Source organism: Amycolatopsis sp. NPDC104863 (assembly GCF_055582965.1).
In genome coordinates, this window is sequence record NZ_JBVJOW010000003.1 from 504,073 (window position 1) to 522,719 (window position 18,647).

Annotated in this window: 22 protein-coding genes; 9 read left to right on the plus strand and 13 right to left on the minus strand. The window is 72.5% G+C overall.

What is annotated here, in order from left to right; genetic code table 11:
• Positions 1–62 precede the first annotated feature (62 nt).
• Positions 63–755, plus strand: coding sequence for a hydrogen peroxide-dependent heme synthase (gene hemQ / locus ACZ63J_RS18970; RefSeq protein ID WP_465406129.1), 693 nt, complete (start codon positions 63–65; stop codon positions 753–755).
• 8 nt (positions 756–763) lie between these two features.
• Entirely contained in the window at positions 764–2,092 is a 1,329-nt protein-coding gene (locus ACZ63J_RS18975) for a CoA transferase (RefSeq protein WP_465406252.1), read from the plus strand.
• A gap of 121 nt (positions 2,093–2,213) precedes the next feature.
• Here ACZ63J_RS18975 and ACZ63J_RS18980 read toward each other — a convergent pair whose 3' ends face one another.
• The 8 genes from ACZ63J_RS18980 to ACZ63J_RS19015 form a co-directional block, all read right to left on the minus strand.
• A complete protein-coding gene (locus ACZ63J_RS18980; RefSeq protein WP_465406131.1) occupies positions 2,214–2,552 on the minus strand; it encodes an SCO6045 C-terminal-like domain-containing protein in 339 nt (112 codons plus the stop codon).
• Positions 2,549–3,349, minus strand: coding sequence for an MbnB/TglH/ChrH family RiPP precursor modification enzyme (locus tag ACZ63J_RS18985; RefSeq protein WP_465307276.1), 801 nt, complete (start codon positions 3,347–3,349; stop codon positions 2,549–2,551). The genes ACZ63J_RS18980 and ACZ63J_RS18985 overlap by 4 nt, the downstream gene beginning before the upstream one ends.
• Positions 3,342–4,262 carry a TIGR04222 domain-containing membrane protein gene (locus tag ACZ63J_RS18990; protein WP_465406133.1) on the minus strand — a complete coding sequence of 307 codons (921 nt, stop codon included), beginning with the start codon at positions 4,260–4,262 and terminating at the stop codon, positions 3,342–3,344. The genes ACZ63J_RS18985 and ACZ63J_RS18990 overlap by 8 nt, the downstream gene beginning before the upstream one ends.
• 66 nt (positions 4,263–4,328) lie before the next feature.
• Entirely contained in the window at positions 4,329–5,237 is a 909-nt protein-coding gene (locus ACZ63J_RS18995) for a TIGR04222 domain-containing membrane protein (RefSeq protein ID WP_465406134.1), read from the minus strand.
• Between the two features lie 88 nt (positions 5,238–5,325).
• The gene (gene msrB, locus ACZ63J_RS19000; RefSeq protein ID WP_465406136.1) at positions 5,326–5,748 is read right to left on the minus strand and encodes a peptide-methionine (R)-S-oxide reductase MsrB; all 423 of its coding nucleotides are present in this window, start codon (positions 5,746–5,748) and stop codon (positions 5,326–5,328) included.
• 19 nt (positions 5,749–5,767) lie between these two features.
• Positions 5,768–6,073 carry an aminotransferase class IV gene (locus ACZ63J_RS19005; RefSeq protein WP_285994244.1) on the minus strand — a complete coding sequence of 102 codons (306 nt, stop codon included), beginning with the start codon at positions 6,071–6,073 and terminating at the stop codon, positions 5,768–5,770.
• 55 nt (positions 6,074–6,128) lie between these two features.
• Positions 6,129–7,784, minus strand: coding sequence for a serine/threonine-protein kinase (locus ACZ63J_RS19010; RefSeq protein ID WP_465406254.1), 1,656 nt, complete (start codon positions 7,782–7,784; stop codon positions 6,129–6,131).
• A 118-nt stretch (positions 7,785–7,902) separates the two neighbouring features.
• Positions 7,903–8,577, minus strand: coding sequence for a TVP38/TMEM64 family protein (locus ACZ63J_RS19015; protein ID WP_465337835.1), 675 nt, complete (start codon positions 8,575–8,577; stop codon positions 7,903–7,905).
• 66 nt (positions 8,578–8,643) lie between these two features.
• On the opposite strand from ACZ63J_RS19015, the gene ACZ63J_RS19020 reads away from it, so the two are divergent.
• The 4 genes from ACZ63J_RS19020 to ACZ63J_RS19035 all read left to right on the plus strand — a co-directional run bounded on the left by ACZ63J_RS19020 (position 8,644) and on the right by ACZ63J_RS19035 (position 12,042).
• Complete coding sequence (locus ACZ63J_RS19020) at positions 8,644–9,663, plus strand: DNA polymerase domain-containing protein (RefSeq protein WP_465406138.1); 1,020 nt, start codon at positions 8,644–8,646, stop codon at positions 9,661–9,663.
• A gap of 479 nt (positions 9,664–10,142) precedes the next feature.
• Positions 10,143–10,535: a DUF6221 family protein gene (locus ACZ63J_RS19025; protein ID WP_465307262.1), complete on the plus strand. Its 393-nt coding sequence runs from the start codon at positions 10,143–10,145 to the stop codon at positions 10,533–10,535.
• 48 nt (positions 10,536–10,583) lie between these two features.
• Positions 10,584–11,576, plus strand: coding sequence for an LLM class flavin-dependent oxidoreductase (locus tag ACZ63J_RS19030; protein ID WP_465406140.1), 993 nt, complete (start codon positions 10,584–10,586; stop codon positions 11,574–11,576).
• Positions 11,577–11,826: 250 nt separating this feature from the next.
• Entirely contained in the window at positions 11,827–12,042 is a 216-nt protein-coding gene (locus tag ACZ63J_RS19035) for a S1 RNA-binding domain-containing protein (protein WP_465406142.1), read from the plus strand.
• Between the two features lie 45 nt (positions 12,043–12,087).
• Here ACZ63J_RS19035 and ACZ63J_RS19040 read toward each other — a convergent pair whose 3' ends face one another.
• From ACZ63J_RS19040 to ACZ63J_RS19055, 4 genes are all read right to left on the minus strand, one after another.
• Complete coding sequence (locus ACZ63J_RS19040) at positions 12,088–12,378, minus strand: putative quinol monooxygenase (RefSeq protein ID WP_465406143.1); 291 nt, start codon at positions 12,376–12,378, stop codon at positions 12,088–12,090.
• A 72-nt stretch (positions 12,379–12,450) separates the two neighbouring features.
• Positions 12,451–12,954 carry an AAA family ATPase gene (locus ACZ63J_RS19045; RefSeq protein ID WP_465406144.1) on the minus strand — a complete coding sequence of 168 codons (504 nt, stop codon included), beginning with the start codon at positions 12,952–12,954 and terminating at the stop codon, positions 12,451–12,453.
• Positions 12,951–13,607, minus strand: a complete 657-nt coding sequence (locus ACZ63J_RS19050; RefSeq protein ID WP_465406146.1) for a maleylpyruvate isomerase N-terminal domain-containing protein — start codon at positions 13,605–13,607, stop codon at positions 12,951–12,953. The genes ACZ63J_RS19045 and ACZ63J_RS19050 overlap by 4 nt, the downstream gene beginning before the upstream one ends.
• An 18-nt stretch (positions 13,608–13,625) precedes the next feature.
• Positions 13,626–15,179 (minus strand): PucR family transcriptional regulator, encoded by a 1,554-nt coding sequence (locus tag ACZ63J_RS19055; RefSeq protein WP_465406256.1) that lies wholly within the window; start codon positions 15,177–15,179, stop codon positions 13,626–13,628.
• A 113-nt stretch (positions 15,180–15,292) separates the two neighbouring features.
• Here ACZ63J_RS19055 and pruA point away from each other — a divergent pair, with 113 nt between their 5' ends.
• A complete protein-coding gene (gene pruA, locus ACZ63J_RS19060; protein WP_465406148.1) occupies positions 15,293–16,921 on the plus strand; it encodes an L-glutamate gamma-semialdehyde dehydrogenase in 1,629 nt (542 codons plus the stop codon).
• Between the two features lie 13 nt (positions 16,922–16,934).
• The gene (locus ACZ63J_RS19065; protein WP_465406149.1) at positions 16,935–17,864 is read left to right on the plus strand and encodes a proline dehydrogenase family protein; all 930 of its coding nucleotides are present in this window, start codon (positions 16,935–16,937) and stop codon (positions 17,862–17,864) included.
• Positions 17,865–17,912: 48 nt separating this feature from the next.
• Here the strand turns inward: ACZ63J_RS19065 and trxA are convergent, their stop codons facing one another.
• Positions 17,913–18,284: a thioredoxin gene (gene trxA, locus ACZ63J_RS19070; protein WP_020645142.1), complete on the minus strand. Its 372-nt coding sequence runs from the start codon at positions 18,282–18,284 to the stop codon at positions 17,913–17,915.
• A gap of 86 nt (positions 18,285–18,370) precedes the next feature.
• Here trxA and ACZ63J_RS19075 point away from each other — a divergent pair, with 86 nt between their 5' ends.
• On the plus strand, positions 18,371–18,613 hold the full coding sequence (locus ACZ63J_RS19075) for a DUF2630 family protein (RefSeq protein WP_465307248.1): 243 nt from the start codon (positions 18,371–18,373) through the stop codon (positions 18,611–18,613).
• Positions 18,614–18,647: the final 34 nt, after the last annotated feature.

Genomic DNA, 18,647 nt, shown 5'->3' on the forward strand with positions numbered 1-18,647 from the left:
GCGTGAGTGCTCTCACCCGACCCTGGCGGCCGTGGCGGCCGTCGCGGTGACAGGATGGAGGCATGGCGCGGGTCAACTACAACGAGCTCAACGACACCATCCGGTACACCACCTGGTCGGTCTTCAAGATCGAGCCGGGGCGGCTGGGCGAGGACCGGGGAACGGCCGGGCGCGAGACCACCGAGTACCTCGACGGTCTGGAGACCAAGGGCGTCACGGTCCGCGGTGTTTACGACCTCTCCGCGCTGCGCGCCGACGCCGACTTCATGATCTGGTGGCACGCCGAGGAGATCGAGCAGGTCCAGGCCGCCTACGCCGGGTTCCGCCGCACTCCGCTCGGCCGCGCGTCGACGCCGGTCTGGAGCCAGACCGCGCTGCACCGGCCCGCCGAGTTCAACAAGAGCCACATCCCGGCGTTCCTGGCCGGCGAAGAGGCCCGCAAGTTCATCTGCGTGTACCCGTTCGTCCGGTCCTACGAGTGGTACCTGCTGCCGGACGCCGACCGCCGCAAGATGCTCGCCGACCACGGCAAGGAGGCCCGCGACTACCCGGACGTGCGCGCCAACACCGTCGCGTCGTTCGCGCTGGGCGACTACGAGTGGATCCTCGCCTTCGAGGCCGACGAGCTGCACCGGATCGTCGACCTGATGCGCCATCTGCGCGGCACCGAGGCGCGGCTGCACGTGCGCGAGGAGATCCCGTTCTACACCGGCACCCGCGTGCCGCCCGCCGAGCTCGTCGCGGCCCTGCCCTAGTGGACGCGATCCTGGACGGCGTCTGGCGCACCCTCACCGGGGAGAAGCCGGGACCGGTCGAGCTGACCGGCGCCGAAGACGTCCTGCCCGGCCCGTACCGGGTGGCGGCGGCCGCGACGGCCTCCGTCGCGGCGGCGACCCTGGCCGCCGGGGAGCTGCTGAAGCTGCGCGAGATCGACCCCGGCGTCGTCACGGCGGACACGCGCCACGCGGCGGCGGCGTTCGCGAGCGAGGGCCTCGGGCACGTCGAGGGGGTTTCACCCGAGCCGGTGTGGGCGCCGCTGTCGGGCAACTACCGCACGGCCGACGGCTGGGTGCGCCTGCACTGCAACTACCCGCGCCACGAAGCGGCGGTGTGCTGGGGCCTCGGAGTGCCCGGAACCCGCGAAGCCGTCGAGAAGGCGGTCGCCGGGCGGGGCGCGCGGGAGGTCGAGCACGCGGTGGTGTCGGCCGGGGGAGCGGCGGCCCAGCTGCGGTCGCCGGAGGACTGGGCGGCGCACCCACAGGGGGCGGCGGTGGCTTCGCTGCCGTTGGTTTCACTGGAACTGGTGGGAGCGGCGCCGAAGCGGACGTTGTTCTACTCGGACCGTCCGATGGGCGGCGTCCGGGTCCTGGAGCTGACGCACGTGCTCGCGGGGCCGGTGGCGGGCCGGGTCCTGGCCGCACACGGCGCCGACGTCCTGCACGTGGGCGCGGCGCACCTCCCGCGCGTCGAAGCATTGGCGCGCGACACGGGGCAGGGCAAGCGGTCGACGTTCGTCGCGCTCGACACCGAGGGCGGTCGCGCGCGGCTGAAGAAACTGATCAGCCGCGCGGACGTGCTGCTGCAGTCGTTCCGCCCGGGCGCGCTGGCCCGGATCGGGTTCGGGCCTTCGGAGTTGGCGTCACTGCGCCCGGGTTTGGTAATCGCCGATTTGAGCGCGTATGGCTGGGAGGGTCCATGGGCCCGCCGACGCGGGTTCGACAGTTTGGTCCAGATGTCGAACGGCATCGCGTGGGGCCCGGACCCGGCGCCGTTGCCGCTCCAGGCGTTGGACCACGCAACGGGTTGGCTCGCAGCGGCGGCGATCATGACTGCGGTCCGCCGGCAGGTCACCGAAGGCGGCACCTGGCGGGTTCGGCTGTCCTTGGCGGGCACGGGCCATTGGCTGGATTCCTTGGGGCGCAAGGATCCTGGGGCTGTTCAGGTGGACTTCGGGGATCTGCTGGAGGAGACGGACAGCGGTTACGGCCGGCTGACGCGGGTTCGGATGGCGGGAGGGCTGCCGGGAGCCGAGCCCCACTGGGACTTCGGGACGCGGTTGCCGGGAGTCGACAAACCGACTTGGACTCCCTGACACGGCGCAGCCGGACGCGGCCCGCCCTTCCCGGGGGATACCCCCGCACCCAGTTTACCGGCACCCCCCGACAAAAGGCCTGGTCCGAGCCCGGTAGTCCACACCCCAACGCCCCTGTGGACTACCGGCGCCTAAGCCGGGAAACCAACCCCCGCCGAGGCTTCGGCAAATGCCCACCCGCGATCAACCACTCCACAAACGCATCCGCATAAGCCCCCGACCGCTCGGTGTCCCGCTTCGGCCGCCCCGCGTTGAACTCCAGGAACAACGGCCCGAACCGCTCCCCGAGCTCGTCCGCCAGCTCGGGCCGCTGATGCGCCAGCACCCGCCCGTGCTTGCGCCGCAGCACCGAAGCCTCCACCCGCAACCGGGCGGGGTCGAAACCTTCCGGGGCCGGCCCGCCCGCCAGCAACGCCCGCAGCAGCGAGGCCTGCTGCCGGGCCAGGTCCGAGCGGCTCATACCGTCACCGCCGCCCGTAAAGCCGCCAGCTCCGCCGCCAGTTCGTCGTCGCTCGGGTAGTCGTCGTCGCGTTCCAGCAGTACCCCCGGTGGGTCCGTGCGGCGCCGCAACTCCGCCAGCAGCGCCAGGACCTCCGGCAGCACCGGGTGCGCGTGCGTGTCGTGGTAGACGCCGTCGCGCTCTACACCACCCGCCATGTGCACGTACGCCAGGCGCTCCCACGGGATGCCGTCGAGGAACGCCTCCGGGTCCGTGCCGATGTTGCGCGCGTTCGCGTACAGGTTCGCGACGTCGATGATCAGCCGGCAGTCCGTGCGCTCGGTCAGCTCGGTGAGGAACTGTTCTTCGGTGAGCTCCGAAGAAGGCCACTCCAGCACCGCCGCGATGTTCTCCAGCGCGAACGGCACGTCCACTATGGACTGAGCCAGCCGGACGTTCGCCACCAGCACGTCCAGCGCCTCGCGCGTGCGGGGGAGCGGCATCAGGTGCCCCGAGTCGAGCCCGCCCGCGCGCACGAAGCACACGTGATCGCTGACCAGCGGCGCGTCCAGTGCCCGCGCGACCTCCGCGAGGTGCTGGACGCGCCCGGTGTCGAGCGGCTCGGCCCCGCCGAGGGACAGCGAGACGGCGTGCGGCAGCACCGGCATCCCGCGCCGCCGCAGTGCCACGAGCGTCTCCGGCAGGTGGTCGTGGTGCAGGTTCTCGGCGACGACCTCGACCCAGTCGACGCCCGGCAGGCGCGCGATGGACAGGTCGAGCTCGTGCCGCCAGCCGATCCCGATGCCGAGCTCACCCACCGCAGCCACCTCCGCCGCACGACGACCCGCCACCGCAGGAAGACCCGCTGCTGCACGACGAGCTCGAGCACGACGACCCGCTGCTGCACGAAGAGCCGCCCGACGAACCGCCGCCGCCGAAGGAGCCCGCGGGCGGCATCAGCGCCGCGCTCAGCTCCTCGTCCGGGTACATCGCCCAGCCGCCGAGCGCGACCGCCGCCGCGGCGCCGCCCAGCAGCACCCCGCCGGCCAGCGCGCCGCCCGGCATCGGCCCGGACGCCGCCGTGCGTGCCTGGCCGAGGACCCGCTGCCCGGCGGCGTTCGGCTGCCGGGGTCCGGTCTTCGACCGCCGGACCGCGGCGACGATCGTCAGCACCGCCGCGACCAGCACCAGGAACACTAGCACCCCGACCGGCCGGCCGAGCGAGATGCCGTTGACCAGCCGGGCCACGCCGAGCACCAGCACGGCCAGCTGCAGGACCAGCCCGAACGTCCTGGACTGCCGCTTCGCCGCGGCCGAAACCAGCAGCCCGCGCTGCTCGAGCCCGTCCTCCAGCGCCCGCATCGCCGCCGACCGGCGGCCGTGGGCCCGCAGCGTCGCCGTCGTCTTCAGCTGCGCCGCGTCGAAGATCGCCTGCTCCAGCGGCTCACCCGGCCGGGTTCCGGCCTGGCTGATCTGCTTGTAGCTGTTGACGCGCAGCCGGCCGCGTTCGACCAGGGCGGCGATCGCGGTGTCGACCGCCCGGTCGGGTCCGCCGGCCAGGAAGGCCAGCTGGTAGACCGACGGCGGCGGCCCGGGCTGCGCCTGGTCGGACCGCAGCGCCCGGCTGGCGACGACGCCCGCGACGATGACCCTGATCAGCAGGACCGCGCCCAGCAGCGCGATGTAGAGGACCACAAAATCCGGTCCGGAGATGCCCCACGGGTCGTCCATCGCCCGTCTCCCCTCAGTGAAGTGCGCTTACCGTAGCTGTGAGACGTCGCGGCCCGCGTCGGCGTTTCAACCGCCGCAACCCCCGCCGCCACCACCACCGCAGCCGCCCCCTCCGCCACCGCAGGAGCTGCCGCCCCCGCCGCACGAGCTGCCGCCGACGTACCCGACCGCGCCGCCGCCCCCGGCGCTCGCCCAGCGCGTCCGGGTCGCGCGGCGGTGCTCTGCCACCGATCGCTGCGTCGCGCGGCTCACCGCCAGGCGGACGTCCTTGTCGGGGTGGCCCTCGAAGCCGCTCGACGCGACCGCCGCGACGGCGCCCGTGACGAAGGTGCCGACGCGGCGAGCCTCTTCGGCGGCCGCCCGGCCGGCCGCGGTGGCCTTGACCGGCGGCTGGTTCCGGGCCTTCACGGTCACGACGATCGCCACGACCAGCGCGACCGCGAGCAGGCCGAGCAGGTATCCCACCGGGTGCCCGGTGCTCGACCCGGCGATCAGCCGGACCACGCCCAGGACCACGAGCAGCCAGTACACGACCGCGGCGGCCACCCAGGCCGACCGTGCTTTCCGCGCGTCGGCGAGCAGGCCCCGGCCGATCAGCGCGGTCTCCAGCGCCCGCATCGCCGGGTGGTCGGCGACCGTCGCCCGCACCCGGTCGACCGAGCTGCCGTGCTTGCCGATCTTCAGCAGCGCGGCGCGGCCCAGGTCGTCGGACGCCGAGCCCTTGACGCGCGAAAGCCGGCCGGTGCCGTCGAGCCGGACGGCCTGCTGGTCCAGGAGCCGCGCGATGACGACCTCGCCACCCCGCGACCGGCCGCCGGTCAGGAGGGCCAGCTCTTCGGCCCGGTTCGGCGCGTCACCCACGCGGCCGCGCCGCAGCTGGACCGTGCGCAACCCGGCGTAGATCGCCGGTACGAGCAGCAGGCCCAGGTAGAGGCCCGCGAAAACCGGTCCGGGAATCCCCCACGTGTCGGTCATGACTCCGCCCTCCCTCGTCCGTGTGCGGAGATTACGTCCGAGGAAGGGCGGTGGGTTGTCGGCTTAAGGAGGATTTAGGCTGGCGGTTCTACGGCTGCGGCACCAGCTTCAGCGAAATCGAGTTGATGCAGTAGCGCTGGTCGGTCGGGGTGGCGTACCCCTCGCCCTCGAAGACGTGCCCGAGGTGGCTGTGGCAGGAGCCGCAGAGCACCTCGATGCGCTTCATGCCCATGGTCCGGTCCTCGCGCAGCAGCACGGCGTCGGAGTCGGCGGGGTCGTAGAACGACGGCCAGCCGCAGTGGCTCTCGAACTTCGTGTCGCTGCGGAAGAGCTCGGCGCCGCACGCGCGGCACTCGTAGACGCCGGTGGTCTTGGTGTCGGTGTACTCACCGGTGAACGGCCGTTCGGTGCCGGCCTGGCGGAGCACCGCGTACTCCTCCGGGCCCAGCTCCTCCCGCCATTCCTGCTCGGACTTCACGACGCGCGGGGTGGCGCCGACAACGGGTTTCATACCTTTCACCCGTTCCACGTTACGCCGCGAGCCACGCCAGGGCGTGCACCACGATGTCCCATGCGGCGACTATCACGCCGAGCACGATGAGGACCACGATCAGCGCCGACACCCAGTACCGCAGCCCGCCGAGGCGGTTGCTGGAATCGGCGAAGTCGGACACGCCGTCGAGCGCGGCTTCGATCGTGTAGTTGGGACCGGATCGCTCGATCCGGTCGAGGTGCTCCGCGAACGCGCGCGCCTCCGGGTCGTACGGGTCGAGGCCGACCAGATCCTCGTGGAAGCGAGGATTCTGGCCCGGCAGCGAAGCTCCGTCGTCGGCCATGGCTCCACGGTAGGCCATCCGCGCCCGTCAGCCCACCAGCGGCGCGTTAAGTCTCTTACAGGCCGGTGCTGGGATTCGCGTCGAGCCGGGTGTTGCTGTCGATCAGCAGCTGGCCGTTCACCAACACGATGTGGTACGGACGGCGGATGCCGTTGATCTCCATCGTCAGGTTCAGCGAGCCGTCGTTCCCGCTGCCCCCGTCCGCCTGGGCCTTGCGGTAGCCCTGGATGTTCTTCTTCTGGTCCGCCCAGTAGGCCTGGTACTCCGCCTCCGAGCCGTAGACCGCCTGCGCCGCGGGTGTCAGCAGGTTCCAGCCCGCGGCCGGGTTCGGGTAGTAGCTGTCGGTGAGCAGCCGTCCGGCCTGGCCGTAGTCGGTGATCTTGCCCTCCGACGGCGTCTTGCCCAGGTCGGCGGGCGCGGCGGGGGTGCTCGGGCTGCTGCTGTTCGGGGTGGTCTGGCCCGTGCTCGGCTGGGAGCCCGCCGACTGCCCGACCTGGTTGCCGCCCGTGCCGCCGCCGCCCGAGTTGAGCGTCAGGAAGAGGATCACCGCGGCCACCACGACCGCGGCGCCCGCGCCGGCGAAGATCGCGTACTTGCGCTTGTTGTCCGGCTTCGGGGTGCTCGACGAGTACTGCGGGGCCCGGGCCGACGGCGACGCCGCGGGCATCGGTCTGGGCGGGGTGTTCGGTGGCGCCGCCGGCGACCGCATCGGCATGAACGCCGCGGTCGGGCGCGGCGGGTTGGACGCCGCCTTGGCCGTGGGCACCGGGGTGCCGACCGGCGGTGACGACGGCGCGGGCTGGTCGGTCCGCTGCCACGGCGGCCGCTCGCCGCCCTCGGCGGGCGCGGCCGGCTTGCGGCCCGCGCCGCCGGAGAGCAGCGGCGGGGACGCCGACATGCCGCCGGGCTCGGTGCGGGCCAGCGCGGCCAGCCGTTCGCGGGCTTCGGCCATGGACGGCCGCTCGCCCGGCTCGCTGCGCAGCAGGCTCATCAGCAGCGCGGTGGCGCCGCCGGCCTGCACCGGCGGGTTGATCTGGCCGTTCGCGGCCGCGTAGAGCAGCGCGAGCTGGTTGGTCGTGTTGCCGTACGGCGTGGTGCCCTCGATCGCCTGGTAGAGGGTCGCGCCGAGGGCGAAGACGTCGGAGCTGGGCACCGGGTCGGCGCCGCGCGCCAGCTCGGGCGCCAGGTAGGCGGGGGTGCCGCCGATCAGGCCCGTCGCCGTCAGCGTCATGTCGCCGGCCGCGCGGGAGATGCCGAAGTCGGTGATCTTCGCGGTGCCGGTCTCGTCGATCAGGATGTTGCCGGGCTTGACGTCGCGGTGGACGATCCCGGCGCGGTGCGCGGCCACCAGCGCGGAGGCGACCTGCTCGCCGAGGCGGGCGACCCGGCCGAGCGGGAGCGTGCCCTCCTGGGACAGGATCGTCGAGAGGCTCGGGCCGTTCAGGTACTCCATCACCAGGCACGGGTCGCCGTTGTGCTCGGCGATGTCGAACACCACGATCGCGTTCGGGTGCTGGAACCGGGCCGCGTTCTTGGCCTCGCGCATGGCGCGCTGGCGCATGTTGTCGCGCTCGGTCTCGGAGACGCCCGGCTGGGGGAGGATCTGCTTGATCGCGACGTCGCGCTCGAGGCGCACGTCGGTCGCGCGCCACACGACTCCCATGGCACCGCTACCAATGTGCTCGACGAGGCGGTAGTGCCCGGCGATCAGCTGACCGGTGTCGATGGCGACTGCTCCTGACGAAATTCCCGGTGGTGGTGGCCCTGCTCAGCGCGTTTCCGCTTCGCGCACCCGATCGAGTGTAGCGGTCGGCCCGGTGCAGTTCGCGTCAGCCAGCCGGTCCGGCGGGCTCCGGTTCGGGCGCCGGCGCCACCGGCGTCCGTTTCCGGAACACCCGGACCAGGCCGATCGCCCCGGCCAGCGCGAAGACGCCGTAACAGACGAGCAGCGCCGGCGGCGTGTCGCCGGTCAGCGCGTCCCCGAGGACGACCACGGCGACGGTGCCGGGCACGCTGCCCAGCAGCGTACCGGCCAGGTACGGGACCAGCCGCACGGACGACACGCCGCAGAGGTAGCTGAACGGCGCGAACGGGACGACCGGGATCAGCCGCAGCGAGGTGATCGCGAGGACCCCGCCGCCGGAGAGCCGGTCGTTGACCGTCCGGACGGCCGAGCGGTGCAGGTGGCGCGTGACGAGGTCCCGGCCGAGCAGCCGGGCCAGCCCGAAGGAGAGGCCGGCCGCGATGGTGGTGGCGACCAGGCCGATCGTGATCCCGGCCGTGGTGCCGACCAGCAGGCCGGCGGCCAGGTTGAACACCGTGCGCGGGATCGGCGCCACGGTGAGCAGCGAGTAGGCGACGAGCAGCACGAGCGGCGTGGCCGGGCCGGTGGCCGCGGCCCAGGCGCGCAGGTCGGCCGGACCGGGGATCGGCAGCAGCACCGCGGCCGCCGCGAAGAGGGCGAGCACGGCGAGCGCGACGATCAGCTTGGTGCGGCCGGACACCCGGTCCAGCGTACCGGCGGCGCGTTCCTGACGGCCCGGGGGAGCGAACACCGCTAGCGTGGCCGCATGCCCAAGCACGGTGACCCGGTCGAGTACGAGGTGGGCGGGCGCACGGTCCGCGTCTCGAGCCCGGACAAGGTGTACTTCCCCCAGCGCGGCATCACCAAGCGCCAGGTCGTCGAGCACTACATCACGGTCGGCGCGCCCCTGCTGCGCGCGATCGGCGAGCGGCCGACGACGCTGAAGCGCTACGTCGACGGTGTCGAAGGCGAGTGGTTCTACGCCAAGCGCGTGCCGAAGGGCGCGCCGGACTGGCTCGAGACGGCCGAGATCACGTTCCCGTCCGGCCGGAAGGCGGCGGAGGTGTGCCCGACCGAGCCCGCCGTGTTCGCGTGGGCGGCCAACCTGGGCACGTTCGACTTCCACCCGTGGCCGGTCCGCAGCGCCGACGTCGACCACCCGGACGAGCTCCGCATCGACGTCGACCCGCCCGACCGGGCCGGCTTCGCCGACGCGGTCGAGGTGGCCCAGGTGGTCCGCGACATCCTGGCCGACGCGGGCCTGACGGGCTACCCGAAGACCTCCGGCGGGCGCGGGGTGCACGTGCTGGTCCGGATCCGCCCGGAGTGGGACTTCATCCAGGTCCGCCACGCGGTGATCGCCCTCGGCCGCGAGGTGACCCGCAGGATCCCCGAGAAGGCGACGATCGCCTGGTGGAAGGAGGAACGCGGCGGCCGCGTGTTCCTCGACTACAACCAGGCGGCCCGCGACCGCACGGTGGCCTCGAGCTGGTCGGTCCGCGGCACCCCGCGGGCCACGGTGTCGACGCCGTTGACGTGGGACCTGCTGACCGAGGTCGACGCGGACGACTTCGACGTCCTGACGATCCCGGAGTTCCTGGCTTCCCACGGCGACCTGCACGCGCCGATGGACGAGGAGCCGTTCGGGCTGGAGACGGCGCTGGAGTGGTACGAGCGTGATGAGCGGGACCACGGGCTGGGGGAGCTGCCGTATCCGCCGGACTATCCGAAGATGCCGGGGGAGCCGAAGCGGGTGCAGCCGAGCAAGGCCCGCCCGGAGAGCTGAGCGCGCCGCTCGCGGTAGGAGGAGCCGCCCGAGCCGATGCAGGCGACGGCGCGTTCCCGAGCACGGTGCTCGCGTGGAGCTTGGGCTCGACGGCCTTGCCCGCCGCCAGTCCGACGCCGACTGTCAGCGCGGGGAAGGCGATACGCACGACGTGACCCGCGGCGTTCCAGCGGGAAGCGTGCCCGCGCAGCGACTCCCGCGGTACCGATGAGCGGCATTCGAAATCCCCGCACCCCGCCCTGTGACCAACCGCATCGGGAGACGCGAATCTCCGGAATTCACCGGCTCCGGCCGGACAAACGGGAGACTCGGAACGCGGAGTGATCGCGCGTCCACTTGCTGTCGCCTTTCGGGTCACAAATGTTGCACGGCCGAGTTCGGCGTCACGATCATGGTCTCGGACGGCGTAACGTGCGGTCCCGAATCGACGACTCCCCGGGACAACGACCGGGGGCGGTTCGACGAGAGGAAGGCCCTTCGTGGACGACCTGATCGCATTCCTCGCCGCGCGCGTCGGCGCCCGGCAGGCGTTGATCATGCAGGCCGTCAACAAGGCGCAAGCCGGCGACACGATGAACCGCGGGGAGACGAAGGTCGCCGTGGAGCAGCGGATCCGCGGGCTGACCGACCTCGACCTCGACGCGGTCAACCAGATGATCAACGAGATCGAGGCGACCCGGCGGATCCTGCTCGCCCACCGCACCACCGTCTCCGAGAAGGTCCCCGGGTTTCCGCTCTACGGCAGCGAATACTGGTGTGAGACCTGCCACGTGCCCGCCGACGAGGCCGGCTCCAACTGGTGCCTCACCCTGCGCCTGCTCGCGCTGCCCTACACCGACCACCCGGACTACAGCGAGCGCTGGCGTCCCTGACGGGAATCCCGGCGCGCGCCGGGCGTTGCACCCGGGGTGAAGCTCTCCGTGCTCGACCGTTCGCCGGTGCGGCGGGACGGCGGACCCGGGCGGACCGCGCGGGCGCTGCGGGACACCGTCACCTTCGCGGCCGCCGTCGAACGGCTGGGTTACCACCGGTTCTGGGTCTCGGAGCACCACGGCGTGCCCGGGGTCGCCGGGTCCGCGCCGACCGTGCTGGCCGCCGCCGTCGCCGGGGCGACCGCGCGCATCCGCGTCGGGACCGGCGGGGTGATGCTGCCGAACCACCGGCCGCTGGTCGTCGCCGAGCAGTTCGGCGTCCTGGAAGCGCTTCATCCGGGCCGGATCGACATGGGGCTGGGCCGCTCGGTCGGCTTCACCGGCGGTGTCCGCGAGGCGCTCGGGCACGGCAAGGAGGCCGCCGACGACTTCGGCGCGCAGGTGCGGGAGCTGCTCGGGTTCTTCACCGGCGAGCACGGTTATCCGGGCGTCCACGCCTACCCCGCCGAGGGGCTGCGCGTGCCGCCGTTCCTGCTGGCCACCGGCTCGGGCGCGGACCTCGCCGCCGAGCTCGGGCTGCCGCTGGTGATCGCGCCGGTCCGCGGCGAACGCGCGCTGGCCGAAGCCGTGACGCGCTACCGCGACGGCTTCCGGCCGAGCGGCTGGGCGCGGGAGCCCTACGTCGTGGTGTCGACGGCGATCGCCGTCGCGGACTCGGCCGCGGACGCGCGGCGGCTGCTCGTCTCGGAAGCCTGGGCGACGGTCTATTCGCGCTCCCACGGCGTCTTCCCGCCGCTGGAGCCGCCCGCGGAAGTCCTGGCGCGGCCGATGACCGACCGCGAACGACGCCGGCTCGAGGACACCTTGGACGGCCAGATCTCCGGCACGCCCGCCGAGGTGGCCGACCGGCTGGGGAACCTCGTCGGGGCCGTCGACGCCGACGAAGTCCTCGCGACGACCGCCGCCTTCGACCAATCCGCACGGCTCGATTCTTTCGCGGCCCTCGCCGAACTCGCCGGGCTCCGGGTCCCCATTTCGTGAGGGACCGGCGAATTCTCCGCGCACTGGGTCGGTGATTCAATATCGGAGTGCCGCGACACCGTGTCGAATCATTACCGGTAGTGCCTTTTCCGGCCGCCGCGGTACGGTTTCCGCGTGACTGCCGGGTCGGCCTCGAGCCGTGAGCAGACGGGGTACCCGGCTGTGCCGTGACCTCCGGGCGGGCCCGTGGCCCGCCGCCTCCCGCACGTCTTCCGACATCGGAACGTGCGCGGGAAGGAGGTGAAATCGCATGTCCGAGTGGCAGGAGTTCGTCGCGGCCCACGCCGAGGGCGGGGTGCTCGACGGCGTGGTGTCCCGGGTGGTCCCGTTCGGCGCGTTTGTCGAGGTCGACGGGCAGCAGGGTCTCCTGGTGACCGACGCCGCCCCCGAGCCGGGGACGCGGCTGAGCGTCCGCATCGAGCGGATCGACGTGGAGCGCCGCCGGTTCAGCCTGGTCCCGGCCTAGCCGTGACCCGCCGGTCGCCCGCCGCGCGGCGGGCGACCGGTCCCTTCAGCGCGCTTCGTACGACTCGACGGTGCGGTGTTCGAGGACCGGCACGAGCCGCTCGAGGACGAGCTCCTTGAAGTGCGGGGTCTGCCGGTGCTCCTCGAAGGCTTCCGGCGAGGTGTACCGCTCGAGCAGGACGACGCTGCGCTCGTCGTCGAGGTCCCGGTAGATCTCGAAGGCGAGGTTGCCCGCCTCGGCGCGGCTGGCCTCGGCGAGCCGCCGGTACAGCGGCAGCAGGTCGGCGACCTTCCCCGCGGGGAGGGTGTGCCGGGCGATGACTTGCAGTTCGGGCATCGGAGACCTTCCTGGATCGGCGAGGCAGCGGGTTCACCGTAAGCCGCGGTCGCTTCGGCGCGCGGCGAAGGATCAGCGCACGGCGGCGGCGATCTCCCCGGCCACCTCGGCGGGTGTCTTCCCTTGCGTGTCCACCAAGGTGGCCGACCGGCGCAGCCACGGGAGGGCTTCGCCGTAACGCTCGACGTGGTCGAGCCGCCACTGCCGGGCCCCGGTGTCGGCGGAGCCCTCGATCCGGCGGCGCAGCTCGGCCGGCTCGGCGTGCAGCACGAAGTGCGCGACCGGGACACCACGGGCGGCGAGCCCGTCGAAGATTTCGCGGGCGTACGCCTCGACGAGAATCGTCTGCGGGACGACCAGCGTCCCGGCGTGGTCGTGCACCCGCGCGGTGTTCTCGACGACCAGCGGCCGCCACAGCGGCAGGTGCTGGAAGTCGCCCTCGGGCTCGGGGAACGCCGTGCGCAGCAGGTAGCCGACGAACTCGGTGTCGAACGTCCGCGCGCCGAGCAGGGTCGCGAGCTCGCATGCCGTTGTCGTCTTGCCGGAGCCGAACGTCCCGTTGAGCCAGGCGATCATCCGAGCACGAACGGCAGCCGCCCGGCGAGGTCGCCCAGCGCTGTGGTCTCCGCATCCGTCGGCTCACGGCGGCCCGTCGCCACCAGCAGCACGTCCTCGTCCGAGAACGACGCCGGGAACGCCGTCCCCGCGATCTTCTCCAGCGTCTCCCGGGTCCACGCCAGTCCCTCCGCGGGCGGTCCCGGCACCGAAGCCACGTGCGCCACCAGGTCGAGGTGGTGCAACGTCCACTCCAGCACGTACGCCGACAGGTAGTCGCCCGCCGTGAGGACCATGTCCTGCGTTGACACGGGCAGACCCGGGTCGGCCAGGTCCGCCGCGCGGCCCGCCGCCGCGCCGACGTCGTCGAGGTGGAACTTCAGCAGCGCCGGGTCCTCGTACGCCGCCGCCAGGCGGACGATCAGCGCGTCCAGGGGGTCGTCTCCTGAAGGCAGCTCCGAGGCCACCGCCCAGTACGTCACGGCGTTGTGCGTCACCGCCGAGGAAGCCGGGGTCACCAGCGTGATCAGCACGTCCTGCGCGTCGATCACCAGGTGGCACACCAGGTCCCGGACCAGCCACCCCCGGCAGCCCGCCGGCTCGGCGAACGCGGAGTCCGGAAGAGCGGCGACCGCGGCGCGCAACGCCGCCCACGTGCGCGAGAAGAGATCCACGCGGCGAAGCTAGCAGGGTCAGAGCCTCAGCTGCAGCTGAGTAAGAATGCGCTGCGCCGCGTCGTCGAAGTCCACTCCGGACACTTCGGCGGCGCGCCGGACGCGGTACCGGACCGTGTTGGGGTGGATGTTCAGCGCCCGCGCCGCCGCCCGGACGTCGCCGAACGCGTCCAGCCACGCCAGCACCGCCGGCACCAGGATGCCGCCGTGCTCGGCGTCGTGCGCCACCAGCGACGTCAGGCGCGGGTCGCGGATGCGGGGCTGCGAACCCAGGAACGCCAGCACCTCCGACAGCAGCACCTCCGCGCGGACGTCGGCCAGCGAGGCGACGTCGGCGGCCCAGTGCCCGCGCGCCATCGCCGCCAGGACGCGGTCGGCGTCCCCGCGCGACGCCGCCGCGTCGGACAGCCGCGGCACCACGCCACCGAGTGCCGCTCGCACCGGGACGTCGAGGTGCCGGCGGGCCGTGGCGGTGATCTCGCGGGCCAGTGCCAGCACCGCCGCATCCGAGTGCTCGGGCAGGTCCGGCAGCAGCGCGTAGACACGCCCGCCGATCACGCTCACCAGCGCGCTGCGCCGGTAGGCCGCGGTGTGCACGGCGATCAGGTGCACCAGTTCGGCGCGCCGCAGCTGCCGGTTGTCCGAGCGCTCCAAGGAAAACGCGAGCACCTGCGCGGGCCGGGCCGGGTCCGCGCCGATGTCGTCGGCGACGGACTCCGCGTCGAGCCGGCCTTCCAGCAGGCTCGCGAGGAGGTCCTCCCGTAGCCGCAGTTCCGGGCTGGGCAGCGTGCGGGCGCGGATCAGCTGCGGCGCGAGGGTGCGGCTCGCGCCGAGCAGGGCCGTCTCGGCGCGTTCGGTGAGCGGCTGGGCGCCCTCCTGGACCCAGATCGTGCCGAGCGGCTGCTTGCCCGCGTGGATGCCCGCCGCGATCCGGCGGCGGATGCCCAGCTCGGGCCGTTCGTCGATCCGGACGATCCCCTCACCGGCGCGAAGCCGCTGGTAGACGCCCCATTCGCGCAACATCGCGAGGTAGCGTTCCGGGCCTTCGCGGCCGAGGATCGACAGCCGCCGCAGCTCGTCGACCTCGTCGCCCGCCCGCGAATACGCGAGCACACGGTTGGCCGTGTCCTCGATGCTGACCAGGCCGCCGGTGAGCGTCGCGATGGTCTGGGCCAGGGCGAACAGGTCGCCGAGCACCTCACCGCTGGCCGCTTCGCCGCCCGCGCGAGCCGCGTCGACGACTTCGCGGGCCAGCGACTCGACCTGCTCCCAGCGGGCTTCGCTGCCGACGGTCAGCAGTGCGACACCCGCGTCGGCCGCGACGTCGGCGCCCGTCGCGCCCTTGACCGCCACCGCGGTCGCCCCACCCCGCCCGGCCGCGCGGATCGCGGGCGCCGCAGCCCGGCCGCGCGCGCCGATCACCAGCACCAGGTCGCCGGGTGACGCTTCCAGGGGGTCTTCGGGGTCGAGGATCACCACGTCGGTGACCGGGACGCCCAGGCCGTGCGGCGCCACGACGACCTCGACGAGCGGTTCGCCCAGGGTCGCCAGCACGTGCCGCAACGACGTTATCGGATCGGCCAAAGTCACCCGATCGATTTTAGCCGGTTGGACAAGCCGCCGGAGCGTGTCCGGAGTTACCGTTCGGGGCATCAAGAGGTGTAAGAGCCAGCAGAGGAGCCGCCGTGGACGCCGTGACCCAGACCCCCGCCCCGAAGAACGAGCCGGTGCTGACGTACGCGCCGGGCAGCGCTGAGCGCGCCGAGCTCGAGGGTGCGCTCAAGCGGCTGGGCCAGGCGGAACCCGTCGACCTCACGGTCACCGTCGGGGGCGAGCAGCGTCCCGGCGGCGGCGAGAAGATCGACGTCGTCCAGCCGCACAACCACCGGCACGTGCTGGGCACCATCCACAGCGCCACCCAGCAGGACACGACCGACGCCATCGCCGCCGCCGCGAAGGCCGCGCCGGAGTGGCGCGCGCTGTCCTACGACGACCGCGCCGCGATCCTGCTGCGTGCCGCCGACCTGCTGACCGGCCCGTGGCGCGCCACGCTCAACGCCGCCACCATGCTCGGCCAGTCCAAGACCGCGACCCAGGCCGAGATCGACTCCGCCTGCGAGCTCGCCGACTTCTGGCGCTTCAACGTCGAGTTCGGCCGCCGCGTGCTCACCGAGCAGCCGATCAGCTCGCCGGGCGTGTGGAACCGGCTGGAGCACCGCCCGCTGGAAGGCTTCGTCTACGCGATCACGCCGTTCAACTTCACCGCGATCGCCGGCAACCTGCCGACCGCGCCCGCGCTGATGGGCAACACCGTGCTGTGGAAGCCGTCGCCGACGCAGTCGTTCGCGGCGCACCTCACCATGCGGCTGCTGGAAGAGGCGGGCATGCCGCCGGGCGTCATCAACCTGCTGCCGGGGGACGGCAAGGCCGTCTCCGAGGTCGCCCTGACCCACCGCGACCTGGCGGGCATCCACTTCACCGGCTCGACCGCGACGTTCCAGCACCTCTGGGGCACGGTCGGCGCGAACATCGCCGGCTACCGCTCCTACCCGCGGCTGGTCGGCGAGACCGGCGGCAAGGACTTCATCGTCGCGCACCCGTCGGCCGACGTCGACGTCCTGCGCACGGCGATGGTCCGCGGCGCTTTCGAGTACCAGGGCCAGAAGTGCTCCGCCGCTTCGCGCGCGTACGTCCCGCGCAGCGTCTGGAACCAGGTCAAGGACGGCCTGGTCGCCGAGACCGAGGCGCTGTCCTACGGCGACGTCACCGACCTGTCGCACTTCGGCGGCGCGGTGATCGACCGGCGCGCGTTCACCAAGCACGCGGAGCTGTTCGACCGCGTCAAGGGTGACGCCTCGGTGGAGGTCCTCACCGGCGGCACGGCCGACGACGAAGACGGCTTCTTCGTCCAGCCGACGATCCTCGTCTCGGACAACCCGAAGCACGAGATCTTCTCGACCGAGTACTTCGGGCCGATCCTGTCGGTGCACGTCTACGAAGACGGCGACTTCGATGCCGTGCTCAAGCTCGTCGACGAGACGGCCGCGTACGCGCTGACCGGCGCGATCATCGCCAACGACCGCACGGCCGTGGCGAAGGCTTCCGAGGCGCTGCGGTTCGCCGCGGGCAACTTCTACGTCAACGACAAGCCGACCGGCGCCGTTGTCGGCCAGCAGCCGTTCGGCGGCGCGCGGGCCTCGGGCACCAACGACAAGGCCGGCTCGATCTTCAACCTGCAGCGGTGGACGAGCCCGCGCTCCATCAAGGAGACGTTCGTGCCGCCGACCAGCGTCCGCTACCCGCACCAGGGCTGAGAGGGAGACCGTCATGCTGCGTGCCCCGTTGCTCGCCGCCGCCCGGTCGAAGGGCATCCGGCGGCTCGTCGAAGCGGTGCCCGCCACGCGATCCGTGGTGCGCCGGTTCGTCGCCGGGTCCGAGACCGCCGAGGCCGTGCGCGTCGCGCACGAACTGGCCGCGGACGGCCGCCGGATCACCCTCGACCACCTGGGTGAGGACACCACCGACGCCGCGCAGGCGGCGGCGACCGTCGCGGCTTACGAGGCTGTGCTGACGGCGCTGGCCGCGGAAGGCCTGGCTTCGGGGGCGGACGTCTCGGTGAAGCTGTCGGCCGTCGGGCAGTTCCTGCCGTCGAACGGCGAGGACGTCGCGCTGGAGAACGCGCGGAAGATCTGCGCGGCGGCGGACGCGGTCGGCGCCACCGTGACGCTCGACATGGAGGACCACACCACCACGGACTCGACGCTCGGCATCCTGCGCGAGCTGCGCGGCGAGTACCCGTGGGTGGGCGCGGTGCTGCAGGCCTACCTGCGGCGCACCGAGCAGGACTGCCGGGAGCTGTCCGGGCCCGGGTCGCGCGTGCGGCTGTGCAAGGGCGCGTACGCCGAGCCGGAGTCGGCCGCGTTCCAGGAGAAGTCCGAAGTGGACAAGTCCTACGTCCGCTGCCTGCGGGTCCTGATGGCCGGCCAGGGCTATCCGATGGTCGCGTCGCACGACCCCCGGATGATCGAGATCGCCGCTGCACTGGCGGAGGAGAACGGGCGCACGGACGACGACCACGAGTTCCAGATGCTCTACGGCATCCGGCCGGAGGAGCAGGCGCGGATCGCGGCTTCGGGCTCGCGCATGCGCGTCTACGTGCCCTACGGCGACGAGTGGTACGGCTACTTCATGCGCCGCCTGGCCGAGCGGCCGGCGAACCTGGCGTTCTTCCTGCGCGGGCTCGCGACGCGGTCCTGAACATGACTGAGGCCGCCCCGCGGGGCGGCCTCAGTCATGTGGTGGTGGTCAGGCCTGTTCGGCCTCGGCTTCGGCGGCCTTGCGCTTGACCTCGGCCATGTCGACCTCGCGAGCCTGCTTGATGAGCTCTTCGAGGGCGGGCTCGGGCAGCGCGCCGGGCTGGGCGTAGATCAGGGTCTTGTCGCGGATGATGGCCAGCGTCGGGATGGAGCGGACGTCGAAGGCGGCGGCCAGCTGCTGCTGCGCTTCGGTGTCGACGCTCGCGAACACGAGGTCTTCGTGCTTCTCGGAGGCCTTCTCGTAGACCGGTGCGAACTGGCGGCACGGTCCGCACCAGCTCGCCCAGAAGTCGATCAGGACGAACTCGTTGTCGTTTACCGTCTGGTCGAAGTTCTCGGCAGTCAGCTCAACGGTGCTCATGAGCAGGTCAACGACGTGGGTGCGACGGGAATTCCCGGGGGCCGGGGTAGCGTCTTACGCGAGCAACCCGTAAGAGGAGGAACACGATGGCCGACGGCGAAATCCTGGGCCGGATCGACGAGCTGATCGCGGAGGAGCACGAGCTCCGGTCGCGCTCGGTCGGCGTGGGGCTGAGCGGCGGCGACAAGGATCGCCTCACCGCGGTCGAGCAGCAGCTCGACCAGTGCTGGGACCTGCTCCGGCAGCGCCGCGCGAAAACGGAGTTCCACGAGAACCCCGACGACGCCGCGGCCCGCCCCATCTCCGAGGTCGAGTCCTACCGCCAGTAACGCTCGTGAGTGGTTAGGGCGGTTCTAACCGCCC